The 18,619-nt window shown below is 61.0% G+C and carries 20 protein-coding genes and 2 tRNA genes; 9 read left to right on the top strand and 13 right to left on the bottom strand.

Annotated elements, in window-relative coordinates:
* Nucleotides 1–88 precede the first annotated feature (88 nt).
* The 4 genes from B7Y49_RS02385 to dapA form a co-directional block, all read right to left on the bottom strand.
* Complete coding sequence (locus B7Y49_RS02385) at nucleotides 89–2,146, bottom strand: M13 family metallopeptidase (RefSeq protein ID WP_374125963.1); 2,058 nt, start codon at nucleotides 2,144–2,146, stop codon at nucleotides 89–91.
* A gap of 90 nt (nucleotides 2,147–2,236) precedes the next feature.
* On the bottom strand, nucleotides 2,237–2,719 hold the full coding sequence (gene smpB / locus B7Y49_RS02380; protein WP_374125962.1) for an SsrA-binding protein: 483 nt from the start codon (nucleotides 2,717–2,719) through the stop codon (nucleotides 2,237–2,239).
* A gap of 146 nt (nucleotides 2,720–2,865) precedes the next feature.
* On the bottom strand, nucleotides 2,866–3,474 hold the full coding sequence (locus tag B7Y49_RS02375) for a glyoxalase superfamily protein (protein ID WP_374125961.1): 609 nt from the start codon (nucleotides 3,472–3,474) through the stop codon (nucleotides 2,866–2,868).
* A gap of 610 nt (nucleotides 3,475–4,084) precedes the next feature.
* On the bottom strand, nucleotides 4,085–4,966 hold the full coding sequence (gene dapA / locus B7Y49_RS02370; protein ID WP_374125960.1) for a 4-hydroxy-tetrahydrodipicolinate synthase: 882 nt from the start codon (nucleotides 4,964–4,966) through the stop codon (nucleotides 4,085–4,087).
* A 94-nt stretch (nucleotides 4,967–5,060) separates the two neighbouring features.
* On the opposite strand from dapA, the gene B7Y49_RS02365 reads away from it, so the two are divergent.
* Nucleotides 5,061–7,055 carry a lytic transglycosylase domain-containing protein gene (locus B7Y49_RS02365; RefSeq protein WP_374125959.1) on the top strand — a complete coding sequence of 665 codons (1,995 nt, stop codon included), beginning with the start codon at nucleotides 5,061–5,063 and terminating at the stop codon, nucleotides 7,053–7,055.
* A gap of 17 nt (nucleotides 7,056–7,072) precedes the next feature.
* Here the strand turns inward: B7Y49_RS02365 and B7Y49_RS02360 are convergent, their stop codons facing one another.
* On the bottom strand, nucleotides 7,073–7,339 hold the full coding sequence (locus B7Y49_RS02360; RefSeq protein WP_374125958.1) for a hypothetical protein: 267 nt from the start codon (nucleotides 7,337–7,339) through the stop codon (nucleotides 7,073–7,075).
* 1 nt (nucleotide 7,340) lies between these two features.
* Entirely contained in the window at nucleotides 7,341–7,904 is a 564-nt protein-coding gene (locus B7Y49_RS02355) for a nuclear transport factor 2 family protein (protein WP_374125957.1), read from the bottom strand.
* A gap of 114 nt (nucleotides 7,905–8,018) precedes the next feature.
* Here B7Y49_RS02355 and B7Y49_RS02350 point away from each other — a divergent pair, with 114 nt between their 5' ends.
* The 3 genes from B7Y49_RS02350 (at nucleotide 8,019) to B7Y49_RS02340 (ending at nucleotide 9,557) form a co-directional block, all read left to right on the top strand.
* Complete coding sequence (locus B7Y49_RS02350; protein WP_374125956.1) at nucleotides 8,019–8,666, top strand: TetR/AcrR family transcriptional regulator; 648 nt, start codon at nucleotides 8,019–8,021, stop codon at nucleotides 8,664–8,666.
* Nucleotides 8,667–8,670: 4 nt separating this feature from the next.
* Nucleotides 8,671–9,156, top strand: coding sequence for a transcription elongation factor GreB (gene greB, locus B7Y49_RS02345; RefSeq protein WP_374125955.1), 486 nt, complete (start codon nucleotides 8,671–8,673; stop codon nucleotides 9,154–9,156).
* Between the two features lie 131 nt (nucleotides 9,157–9,287).
* Entirely contained in the window at nucleotides 9,288–9,557 is a 270-nt protein-coding gene (locus tag B7Y49_RS02340) for an acylphosphatase (protein WP_374125954.1), read from the top strand.
* Here the strand turns inward: B7Y49_RS02340 and B7Y49_RS02335 are convergent.
* The gene (locus B7Y49_RS02335; RefSeq protein ID WP_374125953.1) at nucleotides 9,547–10,572 is read right to left on the bottom strand and encodes a hypothetical protein; all 1,026 of its coding nucleotides are present in this window, start codon (nucleotides 10,570–10,572) and stop codon (nucleotides 9,547–9,549) included. The two genes, B7Y49_RS02340 and B7Y49_RS02335, sit on opposite strands and share 11 nt — an antisense overlap.
* A gap of 89 nt (nucleotides 10,573–10,661) precedes the next feature.
* Here B7Y49_RS02335 and B7Y49_RS02330 point away from each other — a divergent pair, with 89 nt between their 5' ends.
* On the top strand, nucleotides 10,662–11,225 hold the full coding sequence (locus B7Y49_RS02330) for a Uma2 family endonuclease (protein WP_374125952.1): 564 nt from the start codon (nucleotides 10,662–10,664) through the stop codon (nucleotides 11,223–11,225).
* A gap of 120 nt (nucleotides 11,226–11,345) precedes the next feature.
* Nucleotides 11,346–11,732 carry a hypothetical protein gene (locus B7Y49_RS02325; protein WP_374125951.1) on the top strand — a complete coding sequence of 129 codons (387 nt, stop codon included), beginning with the start codon at nucleotides 11,346–11,348 and terminating at the stop codon, nucleotides 11,730–11,732.
* A gap of 17 nt (nucleotides 11,733–11,749) precedes the next feature.
* Here the strand turns inward: B7Y49_RS02325 and ettA are convergent, their stop codons facing one another.
* Entirely contained in the window at nucleotides 11,750–13,429 is a 1,680-nt protein-coding gene (gene ettA / locus B7Y49_RS02320) for an ABC transporter ATP-binding protein (RefSeq protein WP_374125950.1), read from the bottom strand.
* Nucleotides 13,430–13,543: 114 nt separating this feature from the next.
* Here ettA and B7Y49_RS02315 point away from each other — a divergent pair, with 114 nt between their 5' ends.
* Together B7Y49_RS02315 and B7Y49_RS02310 are read left to right on the top strand one after the other, a co-directional pair.
* Nucleotides 13,544–14,944 carry a M20/M25/M40 family metallo-hydrolase gene (locus B7Y49_RS02315; protein WP_374125949.1) on the top strand — a complete coding sequence of 467 codons (1,401 nt, stop codon included), beginning with the start codon at nucleotides 13,544–13,546 and terminating at the stop codon, nucleotides 14,942–14,944.
* A 158-nt stretch (nucleotides 14,945–15,102) separates the two neighbouring features.
* Nucleotides 15,103–15,393: a hypothetical protein gene (locus B7Y49_RS02310; RefSeq protein ID WP_374125948.1), complete on the top strand. Its 291-nt coding sequence runs from the start codon at nucleotides 15,103–15,105 to the stop codon at nucleotides 15,391–15,393.
* Between the two features lie 74 nt (nucleotides 15,394–15,467).
* On the opposite strand, the gene B7Y49_RS02305 is transcribed toward B7Y49_RS02310, so the two are convergent.
* Complete coding sequence (locus B7Y49_RS02305; RefSeq protein WP_374125947.1) at nucleotides 15,468–15,887, bottom strand: thioesterase family protein; 420 nt, start codon at nucleotides 15,885–15,887, stop codon at nucleotides 15,468–15,470.
* A gap of 83 nt (nucleotides 15,888–15,970) precedes the next feature.
* Between B7Y49_RS02305 and B7Y49_RS02300 the strand changes: the two genes are divergently transcribed.
* Nucleotides 15,971–16,300, top strand: coding sequence for a DUF6481 family protein (locus B7Y49_RS02300; RefSeq protein WP_374125946.1), 330 nt, complete (start codon nucleotides 15,971–15,973; stop codon nucleotides 16,298–16,300).
* A gap of 6 nt (nucleotides 16,301–16,306) precedes the next feature.
* On the opposite strand, the gene B7Y49_RS02295 is transcribed toward B7Y49_RS02300, so the two are convergent.
* The 4 genes from B7Y49_RS02295 to B7Y49_RS02280 all read right to left on the bottom strand — a co-directional run bounded on the left by B7Y49_RS02295 (nucleotide 16,307) and on the right by B7Y49_RS02280 (nucleotide 18,589).
* The gene (locus B7Y49_RS02295; protein WP_374125945.1) at nucleotides 16,307–17,263 is read right to left on the bottom strand and encodes a tartrate-resistant acid phosphatase type 5 family protein; all 957 of its coding nucleotides are present in this window, start codon (nucleotides 17,261–17,263) and stop codon (nucleotides 16,307–16,309) included.
* 54 nt (nucleotides 17,264–17,317) lie between these two features.
* A tRNA-Pro gene (locus tag B7Y49_RS02290) sits at nucleotides 17,318–17,394 on the bottom strand.
* An 80-nt stretch (nucleotides 17,395–17,474) separates the two neighbouring features.
* Nucleotides 17,475–17,550, bottom strand: a tRNA-Ile gene (locus B7Y49_RS02285).
* 43 nt (nucleotides 17,551–17,593) lie between these two features.
* The gene (locus tag B7Y49_RS02280; protein ID WP_374125944.1) at nucleotides 17,594–18,589 is read right to left on the bottom strand and encodes a polysaccharide deacetylase family protein; all 996 of its coding nucleotides are present in this window, start codon (nucleotides 18,587–18,589) and stop codon (nucleotides 17,594–17,596) included.
* Nucleotides 18,590–18,619: the final 30 nt, after the last annotated feature.

Here is an 18,619-nt window from a genome sequence, read left to right as displayed (position 1 = left end):
AACTTCAGTTCCAGATGATTGATACCGTTCGCCTGATGCGCGCCTTCGACTTCGCTCAATGGCTACTCAGGACGAACGGTCAGCGTGGTCACCAGATCCGAATGCGATCAGCCGGTGCCAGATAGGTCTTGTCCCCCGGCTTGGCCCCGAATGCCGCGTACCAGGCATCGAGGTTGCGGACCGTGGCGGTGCGCAGCGGGCCCGGCGAGTGCGGATCGGACAGCAATTGCGAGCGCAGCGCGGGTTCGCGGAACTTGATGCGCCACACTTGCGCCCAGCCGAGATAGAAGCGCTGGTCACCCGTCAGCCCGCCGATCACCGGGGCAGGCTTGCCCTTCAGCGAACGGTGATAGGCATCGAGCGCGACCGTCAGTCCCGCCAGATCGGCGATATTCTCACCCAGGGTCAGCCCGCCCTGCACGTGCTGGCCGGGGATCGGCTCATAGGCGTCATATTGCTTCACGAGTTTGTCAGTGAAGCTGGCGAAGCGCTTCACATCCTCATCGGTCCACCAATCAGCGAGCTTGCCAGTCGGATCATATTTGCGGCCCTGATCATCGAAATGATGGCTGATCTCATGCCCGATCACCGCGCCGATGCCGCCATAATTGACCGCCGGATCGGCCTTGGCATCGAAGAAAGGCGGCTGCAGGATCGCCGCGGGGAACACGATTTCGTTCATCGGCGGGTTGGCATAGGCATTGATCGTCATCGGCGTCATGAACCATTCGGTCCGGTCGATCGGCTTACCGAGCTTCGCCAGATCCCGGCTATATTCGAACGAGTTCGATGCCGCGACATTGGCTACCAGATCGCCGGGCACGATCTTCAGCGCCGAATAATCACGCCATTGGCTGGGATAGCCGATTTTGGCGGTGAACGAGGCGAGCTTGGTGCGCGCCTTCACCTTGGTTTCGGGGGCCATCCATTCGAGCTTGTCGATCCGCTCGCCCATCGCCGCCACGACATTCTTCACCAGCTCATCGGCCTTCGCCTTTGAGTCCGCCGGGAAATAGCGCGCGACATATTCCTTGCCGATTTCCTCACCCAGTCCGCCGCTGACCACGGCCACGCCGCGCTTCCAGCGATCGCGCTGCTGCGGCTGGCCCGACAGCACCTTGCCGTAAAAGGCGAACACGGCATCATCGAAGCTTTTGGGCAGATAGCCGGCATAGCTGCGCACCAGCCGGAGCATCGCATAATCCTGCAGCACCGATACCGGGGTTTCGGCGAACACCTTGGCCTCGCCCGTCACCGCGCTTGGCTGGGCGACAAGGAAAGTCTTCTGGTCGCCGACGCCAAGCGTCTCGCGTACTTCGTTCCACGGAAAGCCGGGGGCCTTGGCGGTGAAATCACCGGCCGACCATTTATTGTAGGTCTTGTCGGCATCGCGCGATTCGATGCGCGTCCAGTGGACCGTCGCCAGGTTCTTTTCGAACGCGAACACGGCGGCGGCACGCGCCTCTGCGTTGCTCTCGCCGAGCATCGTCAGCATCTTCACGAGATAGGCCTGATATTCGGTGCGGATGCCCGCGAGCTTGGCATCGTCCTTCAGATAATAATCGCGGTCGGGCAGACTGATGCCACTCTGGCCGACGTTGACGATGTAATTCTCGGGCGCCTTGTCATCCTGCCCGACGCCAACGCCGAAGATGCCGCCAACGCCGTAACGCTGCAGCTTGGCCATTTCCACGGCGAGGGCAGTCTTGTCGGTCGCGCCTTTGATCGCGGCGAGCCACGGCTTGATCGGCGCGATGCCGCGCGCTTCGATTGCGGCCTGATCCATGAAGCTGGCGTAGAAATCGCCGATCTTGCTGCCGGGCTTGGCCGCGGCGGCTTCCAGGATCACGCGGGTCTGTTCGAGCGAGCGGTCCTGCAATTTGTTGAACATGCCATACGCGGCGCGATCGGCTGGAATCTCGGTCTTGTTGTACCAGGTGCCACCGGCATAAGCGGCGAAATCATCGCCCGGCTTTACGCTGGGGTCCATTCCGGCGGTGTCGAAACCGAACGTGCCGAGTTCGGGACCGGCCTTTGGCGACGCTTCGGTGGCGGGCGCAGCGGGCGCGGCCGCTTCACGGGCGATAGCGATGCCGGTCAGCGCGACGGTGGCGAGGAGCGAAGAAACGAGAATCGACTTCCGCATGGAGCATCCTTGATCGAGGGTGGATGCCTTATGTTTTACGGGAACGACACGTGTAGTCAAATCGGTAACATACGAAACTATCTTACTTTTTCAGCCCCGATCGCGCATGATTCTGCCTTGTTCGCGCTTCCAGTCGCGCTCTTTGATCGTTTCGCGCTTGTCATGCGCCTTTTTGCCCTTGGCGAGCGCAAGCTCCACCTTCGCCCGGCCCTTTGAATTGAAATAGATCATCAGCGGCACCAGGGTCATCCCCTCGCGCGCGACGGCACCGTGCATCTTGTTGATCTCGCGCTCATGCAGCAGCAATTTGCGCGCGCGCTTGGGCTCATGGTTGAAGCGGTTGCCATGGCTGAACTCGGGCACGTTCGAATTGATCAGCCAGACCTGATTGTCCTTCACCTCGGCATAGCTCTCGGCAATCGAGCCGGTGCCCGCCCGCAGCGCCTTCACCTCGGTACCGGTCAGCGCGATGCCGGCCTCGAACACCGTCTCAATCGCATAATCGAATTTCGCGCGCCGGTTCTCGGCGACGATCTTGGTTTTTTCAAACGCAGGGGGTTTCGGGCGCGCCATAAGGGAGCGGCATGTAGGCGCGGGCGGGCGATAAGGGAAGCGGTTGGGTTGGAGAGCGGTTCATAAGCTTGCGAGTGGCCGGAGGTGGTGGGAAGCCGACATTCGGTCTAGGCTGCGAGAAGAAATGAAAGCGTCCGGCCCGCCTTCTAATCATCGTGCCGATCTATCCCGTTTTCACGCAATAACCGTGCTGCGGCACTTTCTTCCTCCGAGAGAATGGCGATAAGCAAATTCGCACCTGTCAGACTTTCCCCTCCGCCAGCTTGAAGATCTAGAATTGCTCTTTGCACCGTCCGTTGGAAACTCGGCGACGGGATTGCATCGTGAACCGGGTGATTTCCCTTGTCACCGACGTCGCCTTCGAGTGAGCCTGCAACTAAGTTCCTGAAAGCAGTTAGATTGATGCCGCAAGCCTTTATCATGGCCACTGCATCAGGATCTCGTGTCAGCGAGAGCAGGAGATGATCCAGTGTCGCCTCGCCCTGGCCTCTTTCCGCGGCTTCTCGAAGGGCTCGAATCAGCGCCTCCTCAGTCGTGCGTGTAAACTGTATGGTTGCGGCTTTGCGCTGCGTCGAAGGCGTTTCGAGTGCATGCTCGTCCACTTTAATGCGGGCCGACAGTGTGTTCCAGTCCGCTATCCCAAATAGGTGGGCAATCAGCTCTAGGCTTTCGCCTACTGAGATCCTGTGATGCTTGGAAGCCAGAGCTTCGCGTAGTGTCTGTGCCATCTGTTTGGCGTCGCGGAAGTCGCGCATGAGTTGCTCCTTTGCGTGAACGAACTCTGGAATGTCAGATGCTTGCGTTGCTGACCCGTTCGTTCGGGCAAAGGGCTAAAGATGTCCGATGCATTCACCATTCCCGTAAGGTGCAAGCGGCAGGTCGCATCAACCTCCGTTAAAATTGCGCCCGTCAGCATTGCATGTCAAGATTGCGCACATGAAGGTTCGAATGGTCCACTACTGGGGCGGTTCCTGCCCTTCCCCTTCGTCACCCCGGACCTGTTCCGGGGTCCACCGCAAACCTACGCTCGAAAGTGATTTTGGAGAAGTGGACCCCGGAACAAGTCCGGGGTGACGGCTGTAGTTAAGGGCAATCGATCCCCCCTCTGCTGAACCCAGCCGAAACTTTCCTACATCACTGCCATCGGATATATTGATCAACGCTCTTTGACATCGTCGATCTTCCGCGAAATTCCATGCCTCTGGCCACACCCGCAACAAAGTGCGCGAGACCCGCAACTTCCGCAACTTCACCTCCGGAAACAACGCCTTTCTGAGATCCATTGCGCTGCGCATCGCCGGGCGATCGCAGCGATTAAGGGCGATACCGAGGCGTCGGATGCCGCCACCGCCTATTGGCTCAAACCTACACCAACCCAGCATGCGCCAGCGCCGCATCCACCGCGCGCTGGCTCGCGTCGCTTGGCCAGGTCATCGGCAGGCGGAGCGCTGGCGGGAAATCGGGGCGGACGCGGGTGAGCGCGTATTTCGTCGGCCCCGGCGAGGCATCGCTGAACAGCGCGACATAAAGCGGGAAGAGCCGGTCCTGATACTCACGCGCTGCCGCATAATCCCCCGCCGCGCATGCCGCCTGGAAATCGGCGCACAGGCGCGGCGCGACATTGGCGGCGACCGAGATGCACCCCACCCCGCCCATCGCGTTAAACGCCAGCGACGTCTCATCATTGCCCGAGAGCTGGGTGAACCCCGCCCCGCACGCCGCGCGCTGCGCCGAGACGCGCTGGAGCACGCCGGTCGCATCCTTCACGCCCACCACGCTGGGGAAGGCAGCCGTGATCCGCGCCATTGTCTCCACCGCAATGTCCGTCACCGTGCGGCCGGGGACGTTGTACAGGACGATCGGCAAGTCGCACGACTGGGCGACCGCCTCGAAATGCCGGAAGATGCCCTCCTGATTGGGGCGGTTGTAATAAGGTGGCACCATCAGCGCGGCATCGGCCCCGGCGGCCTTGGCGGCAGCGATGTTGTGGATGGCCACCCGCGTGTCATTCGATCCGGCACCCGCGATCACCGGCACGCGGCCCGCCGTGCGATCGACACACAGCCGCACGACGTGAAAATGCTCCTCGGCAGATAATGTCGCCGCCTCGCCCGTCGTGCCGCACGGCACCAGCGCACCCGATCCCTGTTCGATCTGCCAGTCAACGAAAGACAAAAACGCGTCCTCATCAACGCTGCCATCGGCGTGAAAAGGCGTGACAAGTGCAGGAATCGAACCGGAAAACATGGAAATCTGCTCTATTCTGGCACGTTCTCAAAAAGTGCCGCATTAGGTATTTTTCAAGCGCGACAGATAGGGGCGAATCACGTAGCATGTCCACATGCTGGCGCTTCTCTCCAAATCGGGTCTGCTTCTGGCAGGCGTTTCCGCAATCGCAGCCGCCCTGGGCGTGCCGCAGGATCAGCTGGACGCGTATCGCGCCCAGTTGGAACGCGTACCCGCCTCGACGGAAAGCACCGCGGCGCTCGCCTCGGCCATCGCTGAGTGGAAATCGCTGCGCCAGACCGACAGCCTGTCGTTCGACACCTATTCGCGCTTCCTGCTTGCGCATCCCGGCTGGCCCGGTGAAGACGCGCTACGCCGCACCGCCGAACGATCGATGGATGTCGGTGGCTGGTCGCCGGGCGCTGCGGTCAGCTATTTCCGCCGCTTCCCGCCGCTGACGGGCACAGGGCATTTGCGCAATGCCGAGGCACTCGCTGCGATCGGATCGCGCGAGGATGCCAATGCCGCGGCGAAAATCGCATGGCGGCAGGGCACCTTGCCCGCCGCTGATGAGGCGCGGCTGCTCGGCAATTTCAGCGGCGCGCTGACGCCGGAGGATCATGACGCGCGGATGGATGCGCTGCTCTGGGCGGGAGCAACTCAGTCGGCGCAGCGCCAGCTGTCGTTCGTCAGCGCGGCCAAGCGTGATATGTTCACCGCCCGCCTCGCCTTTCGCACCCGCGCACCCGACGCTGCGATGCTCGCAGCGAGCACGCAAGCGGTGTTCGGCAACGACGCAGGCTATATCGCTGATCGCGCGAACTGGCTGACCAATACGAATAGCTGGGGCACGGCGCGCGCCCTGCTTGCCCAGCCGCGGTCGCTCGTGTCCCGCCCGAGCCGGGTCGAGGACTGGTATGAACTGCTGCTGAGCGCCGCGCGCGGGGCGCAATCCGACGGGCAATATTCGATTGCCTTCGATATCGCCCGCCAGATCGACGACGCCTATCCGGCCGGCACCGATGTGAGCCTGCGCCCTTATGGCGAGCGCGATGACTATACGAGCCTAGCCTGGCTCGCCGGGCAGACCGCGATGAAGCAGCTCGGCCGCGCCGGGGATGCAGTCGCGATGTTCGATCGCTATGCCAATGGATCGCAGACCCCGCAGACGCGTTCCAAGGGCTTTTATTGGGCCGCACGCGCGGCGCTCGCGGCGGGCAAGCGCGATGTTGCGACCCGTTACTTCGAAAAGGCCGCCGCGTTCGACAGCCAGTTTTACGGCATGCTCGCGACCGAAAAGCTCGGGCGTCCGCTTACGCCGCCGCCGCCCGTCACGCCGCGCGCGGTCGATCAGGCGACTCGCGATGCCTTTTACGCCAGCGAACCCGTACGGGCAGCGCGCTATCTCGGCACGATCGGGGCGCACGAAGATCAATCGCTGTTCGTCCGCCAGATCGCGCTCGCCGCGAAGACCGATAGCGATCACGTGCTGGGCATCGAGCTGTCGCGCACACTTGGCCGCCCCGATCTGGGGGTGATGGTAGGGCGCAGCGCACTGGTGAACGCGCTGCCCGATTATGCCGCCTCGGGCTATCCCAGCGTCAAGGTACCGATGGGTCAGGAAAGCGCCTGGACAATGATCCACGCGATCGCGCGGCAGGAAAGCCAGTTCGATCGCGCCGCGATCAGCCGGGTCGGCGCGCGCGGGTTGATGCAGCTGATGCCCGGCACCGCCCGTGAAACGGCGGGGAAGCTTGGCCTGTCCTATGATGGCAGCGCGCTGACGACCGATACCGATTACAATATCCAGCTGGGATCGACCTATTTCCAGCGGATGCTCGACAATTATGGCAGCTATCCGCTTGCCGTCGCGGCGTACAATGCTGGCCCGGGCAATGTGAACAAATGGCTGAAATCCAATGGTGATCCGCGGATGGGCGGCACCGATATGATCGACTGGATCGAGGCAATCCCGCTGTCCGAAACGCGCAACTATGTGCAGCGCGTGCTTGAAAACGCGGTGGTGTACGACTTGCTCAATCCGCAACGTGCCCGGTCACAGGGCAATGCGCGGATCAGCTGGTATCTGGGCCGGAACCCTTCAGCCTGATGCAGCGCGGCGGGCCGTTACGCCCGCCCCGTCAATCGCCGCCAGATCGCCCGGCGCGCCTCAAACACGCGCATACCCAGCAGCGCCGCACCGATGTACAGGCCGATTTCAGATACTGGCGCAGCAACCGCCACTGCGATCATCCGGGTGCGATTGGCATCGACCGATAGGGCCACGACTCCCGCCCCAACCCAGGCGATGATCACTGCGACGATCACCAGTCGCAGCAGCAGTCGGCGAAAGCCACGCCCAGCATCGGGCGCAACGGAATCCTCCCCGGCCATCTCAGCGTTCCGCCGGGGCTGCGGCGATCATCTGCAGATTGGCCGAAAAGAGCAGGTGCAGGATGCGCCATCCGCTTGGCGTCTTCACCATTTGCCAGCTTTCCTGACCCCAATTCTGGATCGCGCCCCGCAAGCGGAAATCATAGTTGAATACCACCGTGGCGATCTGCCCGTCAGTGATGATCTGCGGATGATAGAAGCGCTCCTCAATATCTATTTTCGCAAGCCGGGGATCGTCTAGAAACTGGTAGGCACCCTCGTCCTCAACCACCGCAGTGGGCTTGCCCTGCATCCGCGCCAGCGCGTCACGCGACGCGGGATGGCCGGAGGTGCGCCAGACGACCTTGTTGTCATAAAACAATGCGGCCATGCCCGGCTTGTCCTTGGTCTTGATGGCTGTCTTAAACCGCTCGATTACTGCCTCAATTGCAGCCACATCAGCCGCATTGACAGCAGGCGACGTGGGGGCTGCAGCCGGTGTTTGCGCCATTCCAGCCGTCGTTACTGATCCCATGCCGATCAGGGCGGCCGAAACAACCACCAGCTTTTGATTGAGCCTAACCATCTTGAGCCCTACTCCTATGCCACCTAGCGCCCCAACGACGCTGTGTTAGCCTGATATATCACGACGATTTAATATGCGAAAGTGGATTCTCATTCTCTTTTTGAAACTTCGACAATGACCGATTGCCCCAACCCCAATCCTGTTAGCAAGGCACCGCAACAGACGCGTAGCCGCCAAACCGAATTGCGGCTGATGGAAGCAACCATGGCACTTCTTAAGGAAGGTGGGCTCGAGGCTTGCCAGATACCGGAAGTCGCGCGGCGGGCAGGCGTCTCGGTCGGCGCAGTATATCGACGGTTCGATGATAAGAATGCGCTGCTCGCCGCCACCTTTCGCCACACTTTTTCCTGTCAGGTGGAAGGGAGAGAGGTGTTGCGCGCCCATCTGGCCGATCAACCTAGCCTGGAAGCAATCTTCCACAGCCTTGTAAGTGCTTTTGTCGCGTCGCTCGTGGCTTCGGGGAAGTTTACGGCCGCGCTGCAGCGTTTCGCTCGACATGAGGCCGATGCGTCGTTTCAGGCACTGGTCAAGGAAACACGGCGTCAATCGATTGCATTGATGGAGGATGTCATCCGCACAAAGGCGCCAGCATCGGTATCAAACGATCAAATCCGGTTCGCACTGGTTGCGGTTACCGCCACGCTCAATGCCCTAATGCTCAACGACGAAGCCGAAGCGCTTGGTTGGTCGGCGACCGACCCTCGCATCGTTGACGAAATGACCCGGCTGGCGATGCGTTACCTCGTCACACCGGCCGCCTAAACCTATGCCGCCCGACCAGCCCAATTACATCACTCCCGCAGGCTACGCCGTGTTGCGCGCCGAATATGATCAACTGCTGGGCGAAGAACGCCCGCGCATCGTCGATGTTGTGTCCTGGGCGGCGGGCAATGGCGACCGATCAGAAAATGGCGATTACATTTACGGCCGCAAGCGCCTGCGCGAGATCGACCGGCGGCTCGGCTGGCTATCGCGCAGGATGAAGGCAGCCAAGGTGATTGACCCCGCCGCGCAGATTGATCGCAGCCGCGTGTTTTTCGGCGCGACGGTGACCGTGGTGGACGATGCCGACCGCGAACGCACAGTGACCCTGGTCGGTGATGATGAGGCCGACGCTGGCGCTGGCCTGGTCGGCTGGAGCGCCCCGCTCGCCCGTGCCTTACGCGGAGCTGGCGTAGGCGACACGCGTCGGGTGACACTGCCCGGGGGCGTTTGTGATTATGAGATATTGTCGATCCGCTACCCCGACTAGCCCGAACCTCATTCGCCATAGTCGACCAAAGCTGCACGATTTGCGGCGGAAAGCACCCATCTTATCGCACAACCATGCTACGGGGACGCCGGGATTCCCCCTGTTCCAAAAAGAGTAAATCAATGAGTATGATGCGCAGGATATTTATCACCGGCAAAGTGCATAATGTCGGCTACCGCGCCTGGGCGATCCGCCGCGCGAACGAGCTTCGCCTGGCAGGCTGGGTGCGCAATCTGAAGGATGGCCGCGTCGAAATCCTCGCGGCGGGCGAGGAGGACGCGGTGAGCGCGCTGATCGAGGATTGCCGGACCGGATCGGAATTCTCCCGCGTCGATACCGTCATCGCCGAGGCGGCCACCGATCGCATGCCGAAGGGATTTACGAAGCGCTTTACGGTATAGCCGGGGCTGGCGCGGCTGGCGTTGGCGTGGGGCACGGACCATAGCTCGAAACAGCCTTGTCGATCAGCAGGCGCACCTTGGCATTGGGTAACTTCACGAGCTTTGCAATCGGCACATCGCTGCCGATTTTTTCGGCAATCAACAGCCCCAGATAATAGCCGAAACGCGACGGAAATTCGCTCTTGGCCATGCGGAAATTGAAGAATTCGGCATAATCGGGCTGCGCGGTCGATTCCATCTTACCACGAAGCGCGCACATCGCCTCGCCAAGGCGCGGCTCGACGACCGGCCGGATCGGCACCGGAATCGTCAGCAGCAATTGCCGGTCAGTCGCGCCAGGGTTCATCCGCTGGGTGACATAGACCGCCAACCCCTCGCTCCACAGCGAACACCAGAGCTGGCTGCAATCGCGAAAGAAGCGCGTATGGTAGCTATGGAACAGCTCATGATCGAGCAGCGGTCCGATCGTCGACTGATCATGAATCCGCGCGATCATATCCGCACCGAACAACAATGTGACCCGGCCTTTAATGGTCCGCGTACCGCCATCCATCTGGTTGATCGAATGGACAAGATAGACGGGCATTTGCTGGCGATAATCGGGAAAGAATTTGCGGAACCGCGCCTCACCGGTGGCGTAGGCATCGGCAAAACGCTCGGTCGTCGCGGTAATGCCCGCCCGGTCCTTCGGAAAGCTTTTCAGCGATGCCGCGATGATCGTATCGAACCGCGCCTGCCCCTTGCCCTTGTTGTTGTAATAGCCGGGCAGCAGCGGATCGAACACCGCATGAAATTTCTCGACCCGCTCGGCATCGGGCAGATCGACGGTTTCGTCGGCAAAGCGCGCGAATTCATCGGTGAGGACGGTGAAAGGAGGTGGCGGAGGTGGCGGGGTCGGTATTTCAGCATGCGTTATCGCCGGCAATGCCGCCAAGGCAGTAAACAACATCAGCCGGATCATTTCGCCCCCCGTCACCACCAGTGCGTTAAGCGAGAAATGCAGCGCGGGCAGCACCGGGTCAACTTCAGGGCACGCCGCTTGCGGTATGGTCCGTCGAAAAGGTCGATGGTTGGACGCAAACGGCGCTTCTGCTAAACAGGGACATGACCGAAATGCTGCCGCTCAACACCGCGCCATTGCCGGTAAAGCTTCGGATCGAGGACTATCTGCTCCTCGATCGCTCCGGTGCGTTTGACGGCTATGCAAAGACGGAGCTGATCGAGGGGCAAATCTTCTACATGAACGCGCAGCACCGCCCGCACGCACGCATAAAGATGAAACTCTATGACGCGATCAGTGCCGCCCTGCGTGAGATGGCATCACCGCTGACGGCGTTTGTCGAAGCGAGCATTTCAGTTCCCGATTTTGGCGTTCCCGAGCCCGATATCGTGCTGACAAGCGAACCGGATGGTGAAGGGCTGATCCCTTTGCCCAGCGTCGCACTAGTGGTCGAGGTTGCCGATACGACACTGAGCACCGATCTAGGGCGCAAGGCGGCACTCTATGCGACGGCGGGCATCCCCGAATACTGGGTCGCGGATGTCGAGGCGAAGGTCATCCACCAGATGTGGGCACCCGATGGCGATGCCTATGCGCAGCGGCGCGAAGTGGCGTTTGGCGAGCGGATTGAGGCGATGACGGTGGCTGGGTTGTTGCTCGAACAATAGAGCAGATGAAAAGCATCACTATAAAGCGTCTGCTACAAATCTCAGGAGTGCCGATTTTGGAGCGGTCACATCTGTTGAAACAAGCAATGTAGTTTTTATGGGGAATCGGGAGAACCAAGAATGTTGTTATTTTTATTTACAGCCACTGTAACCGCCCAGTGCGTTGCAGATCGTTGGAATCATCCCAAAGAAGATGTTTTGGCTAGGAAATTCATCGGCGCCATTAACAATGGGGACGCCAATGCCGCTAGCAGACTTATTGCCCCCGGCGCAGTTGTCATCTCGCCCGATACGGATTACAAAGAGCTGAAATTGGCCCATTTTATTACAAGCAGATTAAACAAAGGTCGCCCAAAAGATCTGATTTATTTAAAATTTGAAACTGATAGTAGTTCTGCATTGCTTCACGTCAAAGTTCGAGGAGAACTACAATCGGCGTCAATTTATCTTCGATTCGTTGACGGTTGTGTCACCAAGATGGCTTCTAATACAATGCCGTCGAAATGAAGTCATTGACTATTAAATTACCGCGTTAGCTTCTTATACGCCAAACGCGTAGGGCGATCCGCCGCATCGCCCATCCGGCGGCGCTTGTCCTCTTCGTAAGACTCGAAGTTCCCTTCGAACCATTCAACGTGCGAGTTCCCTTCGAACGCGAGTATGTGCGTCGCCAGCCGATCAAGGAAGAAGCGGTCATGGCTGATCACCACCGCACAACCCGCGAAGCTCTCCAGCGCTTCTTCAAGCGCGCGCAGGGTTTCGACGTCGAGGTCGTTGGTCGGTTCGTCGAGCAGGAGCACGTTGCCGCCTTCTTTCAGCATCTTCGCCAGATGCACGCGGTTGCGTTCACCGCCTGAAAGCTGGCCGACTTTTTTCTGCTGGTCCTGCCCCTTGAAGTTGAACGCGCCGACATAGGCTCGCGTGCCGACTTCCTGCTTGCCGAAGCGGAACACGTCCGACCCGTCGGAGACTTCCTCCCACACGGTCTTGTTCGGCGCGAGATCGTCGCGGCTCTGGTCGACATAGCCTAGCTTCACGGTCTGGCCGACATTGATCTCGCCAGTATCGGGCTGTTCCTGCCCGGTGATGAGCTTGAACAGCGTCGATTTACCCGCGCCGTTCGGCCCGATCACGCCGACAATGCCGCCCGGCGGCAGGTTGAAGTTCAGATCCTCGAACAGCAATTTGTCGCCGTAAGCCTTGGTCAGGCCCTTGGCCTCAATCACGTTGTTGCCGAGCCGTTCGGGCATCTGGATGAGGATCTGCGCCTTGCCGGGGGTGCGGTTTTCCTGGGCGGCGACCAGTTCGTCGAACGCCTTGATGCGGGCTTTTGATTTGGTCTGGCGGGCCTTGGGGCTCTGGCGGATCCAGGCGAGTTCGTCCTGAATCGCCTTTTGCTTGCCCTGTTCCTCGCGCTCTTCCTGGTCAAGCCGCTTCGACTTCTTCTCCAGATAGCCCGAATAGTTGCTTTCGTAGATGTAATAGCGCCCACGATCGAGCTCGAGCACCCAGTTGACGACGTTATCGAGGAAGTAGCGATCATGGGTGACGAGGATAACGTTGCCGGTGTATTCCTTCAGGAAATTCTCCAGCCAACCGACGCTTTCGGCGTCAAGATGGTTGGTCGGTTCGTCGAGCAGCAGGATATCGGGCTTTTCGAGCAGCAATTTGCAGAGCGCAACGCGGCGCTTTTCACCACCGGAGAGCTTGGTCACATCGGCATCGCCCGGCGGGCAGCGCAGTGCCTCCATCGCGATTTCGAGCTGGTTGTCGAGGCTCCAGCCATCGACCGCGTCGATCTTGGTCTGGAGATCGCCCATTTCCTCCATCAGCGCGTCGAAATCGGTGTCTTCCTGCGGATCGCCCATTTCGGCGGAGATGGCGTTGAACCGCTCGACCATCGCCGCGACTGGACCCGCCCCGTCTCGGACATTGCCGATCACGTCCTTGGTCGCATCGAGCTGCGGCTCCTGCGGCAGATAGCCGACCTTGATGCCGTCCGCGGCCCAGGCTTCGCCGGTGTAATCGGGGTCGATCCCGCCCATGATCTTCATCAGCGTCGATTTGCCCGATCCATTCGGGCCGATAATCGCGATCTTCGCGCCGGGGATGAACTGCAGGCTGATATTGTTGAGCACGGGCTTGGCCGCGCCGGGGAAGGTCTTGGTCAGACCCTTCATCACATAGGTATATTGCACGGCCATGGCCGACGGTCTCCGTCGTTGGGATGAAGGAAGGAAATCGGAAATTTCGTCGCGGGGCTTTAGCGGGCGCGCCAGTGATTGGCAAACGTGTGGACGGTGGCTACGCTCGCCGATATGAGAAAAACCCTGTTGATCGCGGCATTGGCCGCCACCGCCCTTCCCCTTCCCGTCATGGCACAACGCGCCGCGCCGCCCACGGCACCTGCGGTCGATGCCAGTGTTGCAGCACTTCGCGATGCTGCGTTGAAGGATGATGTCGCCTATGACATTATCGAAGGCCTGACGACCGAGGTCGGTCCCCGCCCGGCTGGCACCGAGGCTGAGGCGCGGGCGCGCGACTGGGCAGTGAACAAGCTGACCGCGCTCGGCTTCAAGAACGTGCATATCGAAACGACGTCCATGTCGGTCTGGCAGCGCGGTGAGGAAACCGCCGAGGTGGTCAGCCCGTTCCCGCAAAAGCTGCGCCTGGCCGCGCTGGGTGGCTCCGGGGCAACCTCCGCAAAGGGACTGACGGCAGAGATCGTCTATTTTCCTACCTTCGCCGATTTGCAGCGCGCACCGGAAGGCAGCCTGACCGGCAAGATCGCCTTTGTCTCCAACGCGATGGTCGCAACGCAGGATGGCTCAAGCTATGGCGCGTTCGGATCGGCCCGGTTTGTGGGGCCCGGCATCGCCGCGCAAAAAGGAGCGGCGGCGATTATCGTTCGGTCAATCGGCAGCGATCATGGTCGCGGCCCGCATACCGGGCAAACCAACTTCCCCAAGGGCGTTGCCCCCATCCCCGCCGCAGCCTTGTCGACATCGGATGCCGACAATCTGTCGCGCATGATGGCGCGCGGCAAACCGGTGACCTTGCGGCTTTTGCTAACCCCCCGCCAAACGGGCATGCATGATACCGGTAACGTAATCGCCGATGTGCCCGGCACCGATCCATCGGCGGGCATCGTGCTGGTTGGCGGGCACCTCGACAGCTGGGATCTCGGCACCGGTGCGCTCGATGACGCGGCGGGCGTCGCGATCACGGCAGCCGCCGCCAAGCGACTGCTCGATGGCCCCGCCCCGCGCCGCACGGTCCGCGTGGTCTGGTTCGGCGATGAGGAAACCGGCGGCACCGGCGCCCTGGCCTATTTCGACGCGCACAAGGACGAGCGCCATGTCATCGCGGCCGAATCCGATTTCGGTGCAGACCGGGTCTGGCGGGTCGAGTTCAACCTGCCCGAGAGCGCCAAACCGGTCGGAGACCGGGTCGCCTCTGCACTCGCGCCGCTGGGGATCGTTCGCGGCACCGCACTTGGTGGCGATGGCGCCGATATCGCCCCGCTGATCCGATCGGGCGTTGCCGGGATCGACCTGAACCAGTCCGGCCTGCGCTATTTCGATTATCATCACACGCCGGAGGATACGCTTGAACGGATTGACCCCGAACAGCTGCGCCAGAATGTGGCAGCGTGGACGGCGATGCTGGCGATCACCGCCAATGCGCCAGAGGATATCGGCCCGGTAAAGCCGCGCTGACCCGCTCAGAACAATAACGGTAACGCAATGAAGTTTAAGTGAAAACCGAGGGAACCGTTTGACGGTCATCGGGTTGTAATGCTGCCTTAGTGCCGCGGTCCGTTCCCAGATTCGTCAAGGGGGGGTGCGTCTTATCGTCCTTTTTGGGGAGCCTTATTATGAAGAAGATCGTTCTCGCGGCCACTGCCGCTGCCAGCCTTATCGCCCTTTCGGCCTGTGGTCGTTCGCCTGAAGGCGCAGCGATCGAAAACACCGGCGAGATGATGGCCGACAATATGGAAATGAAGGCCGATTCGATGGATGCGATGGCCGACAACACGTCGAACGCCATGGCGTCGGACATGATGGAAAACTCGGCTGACGCGATGGACGCTGGCGCCGCCAATGTTCGTGAAGCGGCTGACGATGCCGCTGATAAGGCCGATGATATGGCTGCCAACAAGCGCTGATCCGTCGCGCTTTTTGCACCGAAAAAAAGGGCGTCCCGTTTGGGGCGCCCTTTTTCATTGGCGCTGACGAATGATCAGGTGGAGGATTTGCCGAAAAAGCGTTCGATGACACTGTCCGCGAGCCGCGCGGGGCGGTGCGTATCGGCATTGATGCAGCACCAGCTCGATTGCACTTCGGCCAGCACTTCTTCACCGCGGCGGATGATCGTCTGATAAAACGCCCGCGCGCCGTGCACTTTTTCCAGCAGCACTGTCGCCACCACGTCGTCCGCCAGAAAGGCCGGCTTACGATAGGTAATTTCGTGCTTCAGCGCGACCCACAGGTGCGATGCGATCGCCTCTGCCGGTGCCAGCCGTTCCCAATGATTGATAACGGCCGCCTGTACCCATTTGAGATAGCTGGCATTATTCACATGGCCCATGAAATCGATATCAGCAGGATCGATGGCGATGGTGTATTCGTGTGGAATAGCGTGCGGGATGGACTGTGACATAATCAATGGGCATAGCACGCCCACCGTGCGTTGACCCCACATTCTCAGGGTTACCCAAATATTTTTTCGGAGCAGCTTACCCCATGTCGTACAAGGACCCCGGCTTCAATGATCGCATCGCCAGCGCCGCCAAGGCCAAGCAGGCGGCGCTCGACAAGCTGAAGGCGCGCCCGCCGGTCGACGAGGAAGCCGTAGCCGCCCGCCTGGCCGCGCGTGCCGCCAAGGAAGCGGCGGACGCTGAAAAACGCGCCGCCAAAATTGCCCAGCGCGAGCGGGAAGCCGCCGAAAAGGCCGAACGCAAACGCCTGGAAGCCGAAGCCGAGGCCGCCAAGGTCAAGCCCGAGCTGACCGAAGCGGAGAAGAAGGCTATCCGCGACGCCAAATACGCGGCGCGCAAGCAGCGCAAGCGCTAACCGGGATTAGGCGACTGCGCGTCGTTCGCGGGTGATCACCCGCTGATAGACGGTCGCCCCGGTGAAATCACGGAACTCGAGCGCCATCGCATCGGTATCAAGGCTGATTGCGCCAAAGCCCGATCGCGACAGGCAGAATTGCGTGCCTTTTACCGATGCGACGGGCCGCACTTCCGATCCGGCGCCGCACAATATGTAATCGACGCCATTATCGACGATGTGCTGCATGTCATGATCATGGCCGGCGATATAGGCCTGTACGCGGTGCCGCTCGAGGATCGGCTTGATCATCTCCACCAATTCGGGCGTGTCGCCGTGCCCGCTACCGCCCGAACGCACCGTATGATGCCCGGCGACGATCTTCCATGCAGCAGTCGATTCGCCCAACGCCTTGTCGAGCCAGGCGAGCTGCGCCCGCACATCCTGCTTCATCACATTCTGCGCGATCACGCTCTGCACCTTGTCGCGATATTTGTGAACGAGCGGCGATGTATCGATGACGAACAGGTCCATTGTCGGGTTGCCCAGTTCGGCCCCCGACACCTTGAAATAGCGCGCCGGCATCCGCCAGCGGCTGCTGGTGGCGGCATAATCGATCTGCGCCTGCGGATTGCCGCGATAATCATGATTGCCAAGCGCGACCTGCCAGGGGATTTGCAGCGCGGGATCGGTGTAGACATCCTCGAACGACGTTTTCCACTGCGGATCAGTGATCGAATCGACGCCGTCGTCATAGAAATTGTCGCCCACCGCCAGCACGAACCGGCTGCTGCGCGTGGCCGATGCCTTGCCCATCTGCACCGCGACATCGCGCTGATGCTCGGCACCGTCGCGGCCCCAATCACCGATCATGAGGAAATCGAGCGGTTTGGCGGCCGCTCTTGCGCCTATCGCGGTGCTCAAAACGGCACCCGCGGCCAAACCGGCAACGACGGTACGACGATTGACGGTTTCGAACGACATGGCGACATCGCCCTTGGTAGAGAAAGTCCGCTATAGCGCATTTATGACAGAATGTGGTCGGGGAGACAGGATTCGAACCTGCGACATCCTGCTCCCAAAGCAGGCGCGCTACCAGACTGCGCCACTCCCCGACGCTGGGGTGCCGTAGGCGGCATGTTCCGCCAGCGCAAGCCACATGTCTTTTATTTGCAGCACGGTGTGTGCCGGAATTTGGTGGGCCCGGCAGGACTCGAACCCGCAACCTAGCCGTTATGAGCGGCCAGCTCTAACCATTGAGCTACAGGCCCCACCGGGGATACGCCTAGCTGAGGCGCGGGTGGCAGGGCAAGTCTAGCTGCCCGCAGCAATAGCCGCGGTGATCAGGGCATCGAGGCCGATCGGCTTTGCGCCGCGTTGATCAAGCAATGCCAGCACCGAATCCCACCATCGATCGAACGCCGCCAAATCGGCACGATCGCGCACATAGGGGGTGTGGCCAGGCACCAGCGAGGGCGAATGGAACGAGAAGTTCAGCACTGCCACCCCCTCGCCCATCGCGATTCGCACGGCCTCCAGCGCATCGCGCAGCGGCATCTGCTCTGGAGTCAGCGCGACCCGGGCCAGCAGGCCGCTTCGCGCCATCACGCCACGCGCTCGCGGTATCCGCCCCAACGCCGGATAGAGCGACGCCCCCTGCCCCCGCAAACGGCCCGTATAGACGGTGGTAAGCGGCAATTCGATCAGCGCCCCCAATCGGAATGCATGATTGCCGATGGCCGAAAAATCGGGGCCACCCTCCTGCGTATAATCATAGCGCGCCCGCATCGAGCTATCGAGCCGATAGCCTCGCGCCGCGAGCAGTTCGATCGTATGCGGCCCGATGCCGTAGCGCCCGGCGCGATAGGCCAGCGGTGCCTTGCCAAACGCTGCCGTGATCGCCGCTGTGAGCACATCGAGCTTGGCCGCCTCAAGCGCGGGCGGCAGGTTACCCGGAAAACTGTGGAACGGGGTCACTACCTCATCAGCGGGCGGGTTGACCCAGGGGTGAAGCTGCGTGCCGATGCTCGACTGGCCGTCCGCTATGGCGCGGCGCAGGATATCGACGGCGGCAGGATCGCTGACAATTGGGTGATCGATCATGAAGGCAAGCGGCACCCCGGAGGCGGTAAACCGTGCATGCGCCGCCGGTATCGCCGCTACTGCCGTGGTGGCACGAGCATCGCGCGATAGCGGCGCGCGCCAGTTAAACTCTTCTTCGGTATCGACGAAAACGATGAATCGCGTGCCGAAATCGGCGGGCCACCGGACCAGGGCATCATTGCCGGGCGCGGCGGGGCGATATCCCATGGCCGCTGTTACCGGTAGATCACGGTCCGG

The sequence above is a fragment of the Sphingomonas sp. 28-62-11 genome (assembly GCF_002278865.1).
Classification (GTDB): Bacteria; Pseudomonadota; Alphaproteobacteria; order Sphingomonadales; family Sphingomonadaceae; genus Sphingomonas.
Note: the sequence above shows the minus strand (reverse complement) of the source record. Positions and strands in the feature narration are given on the sequence as shown.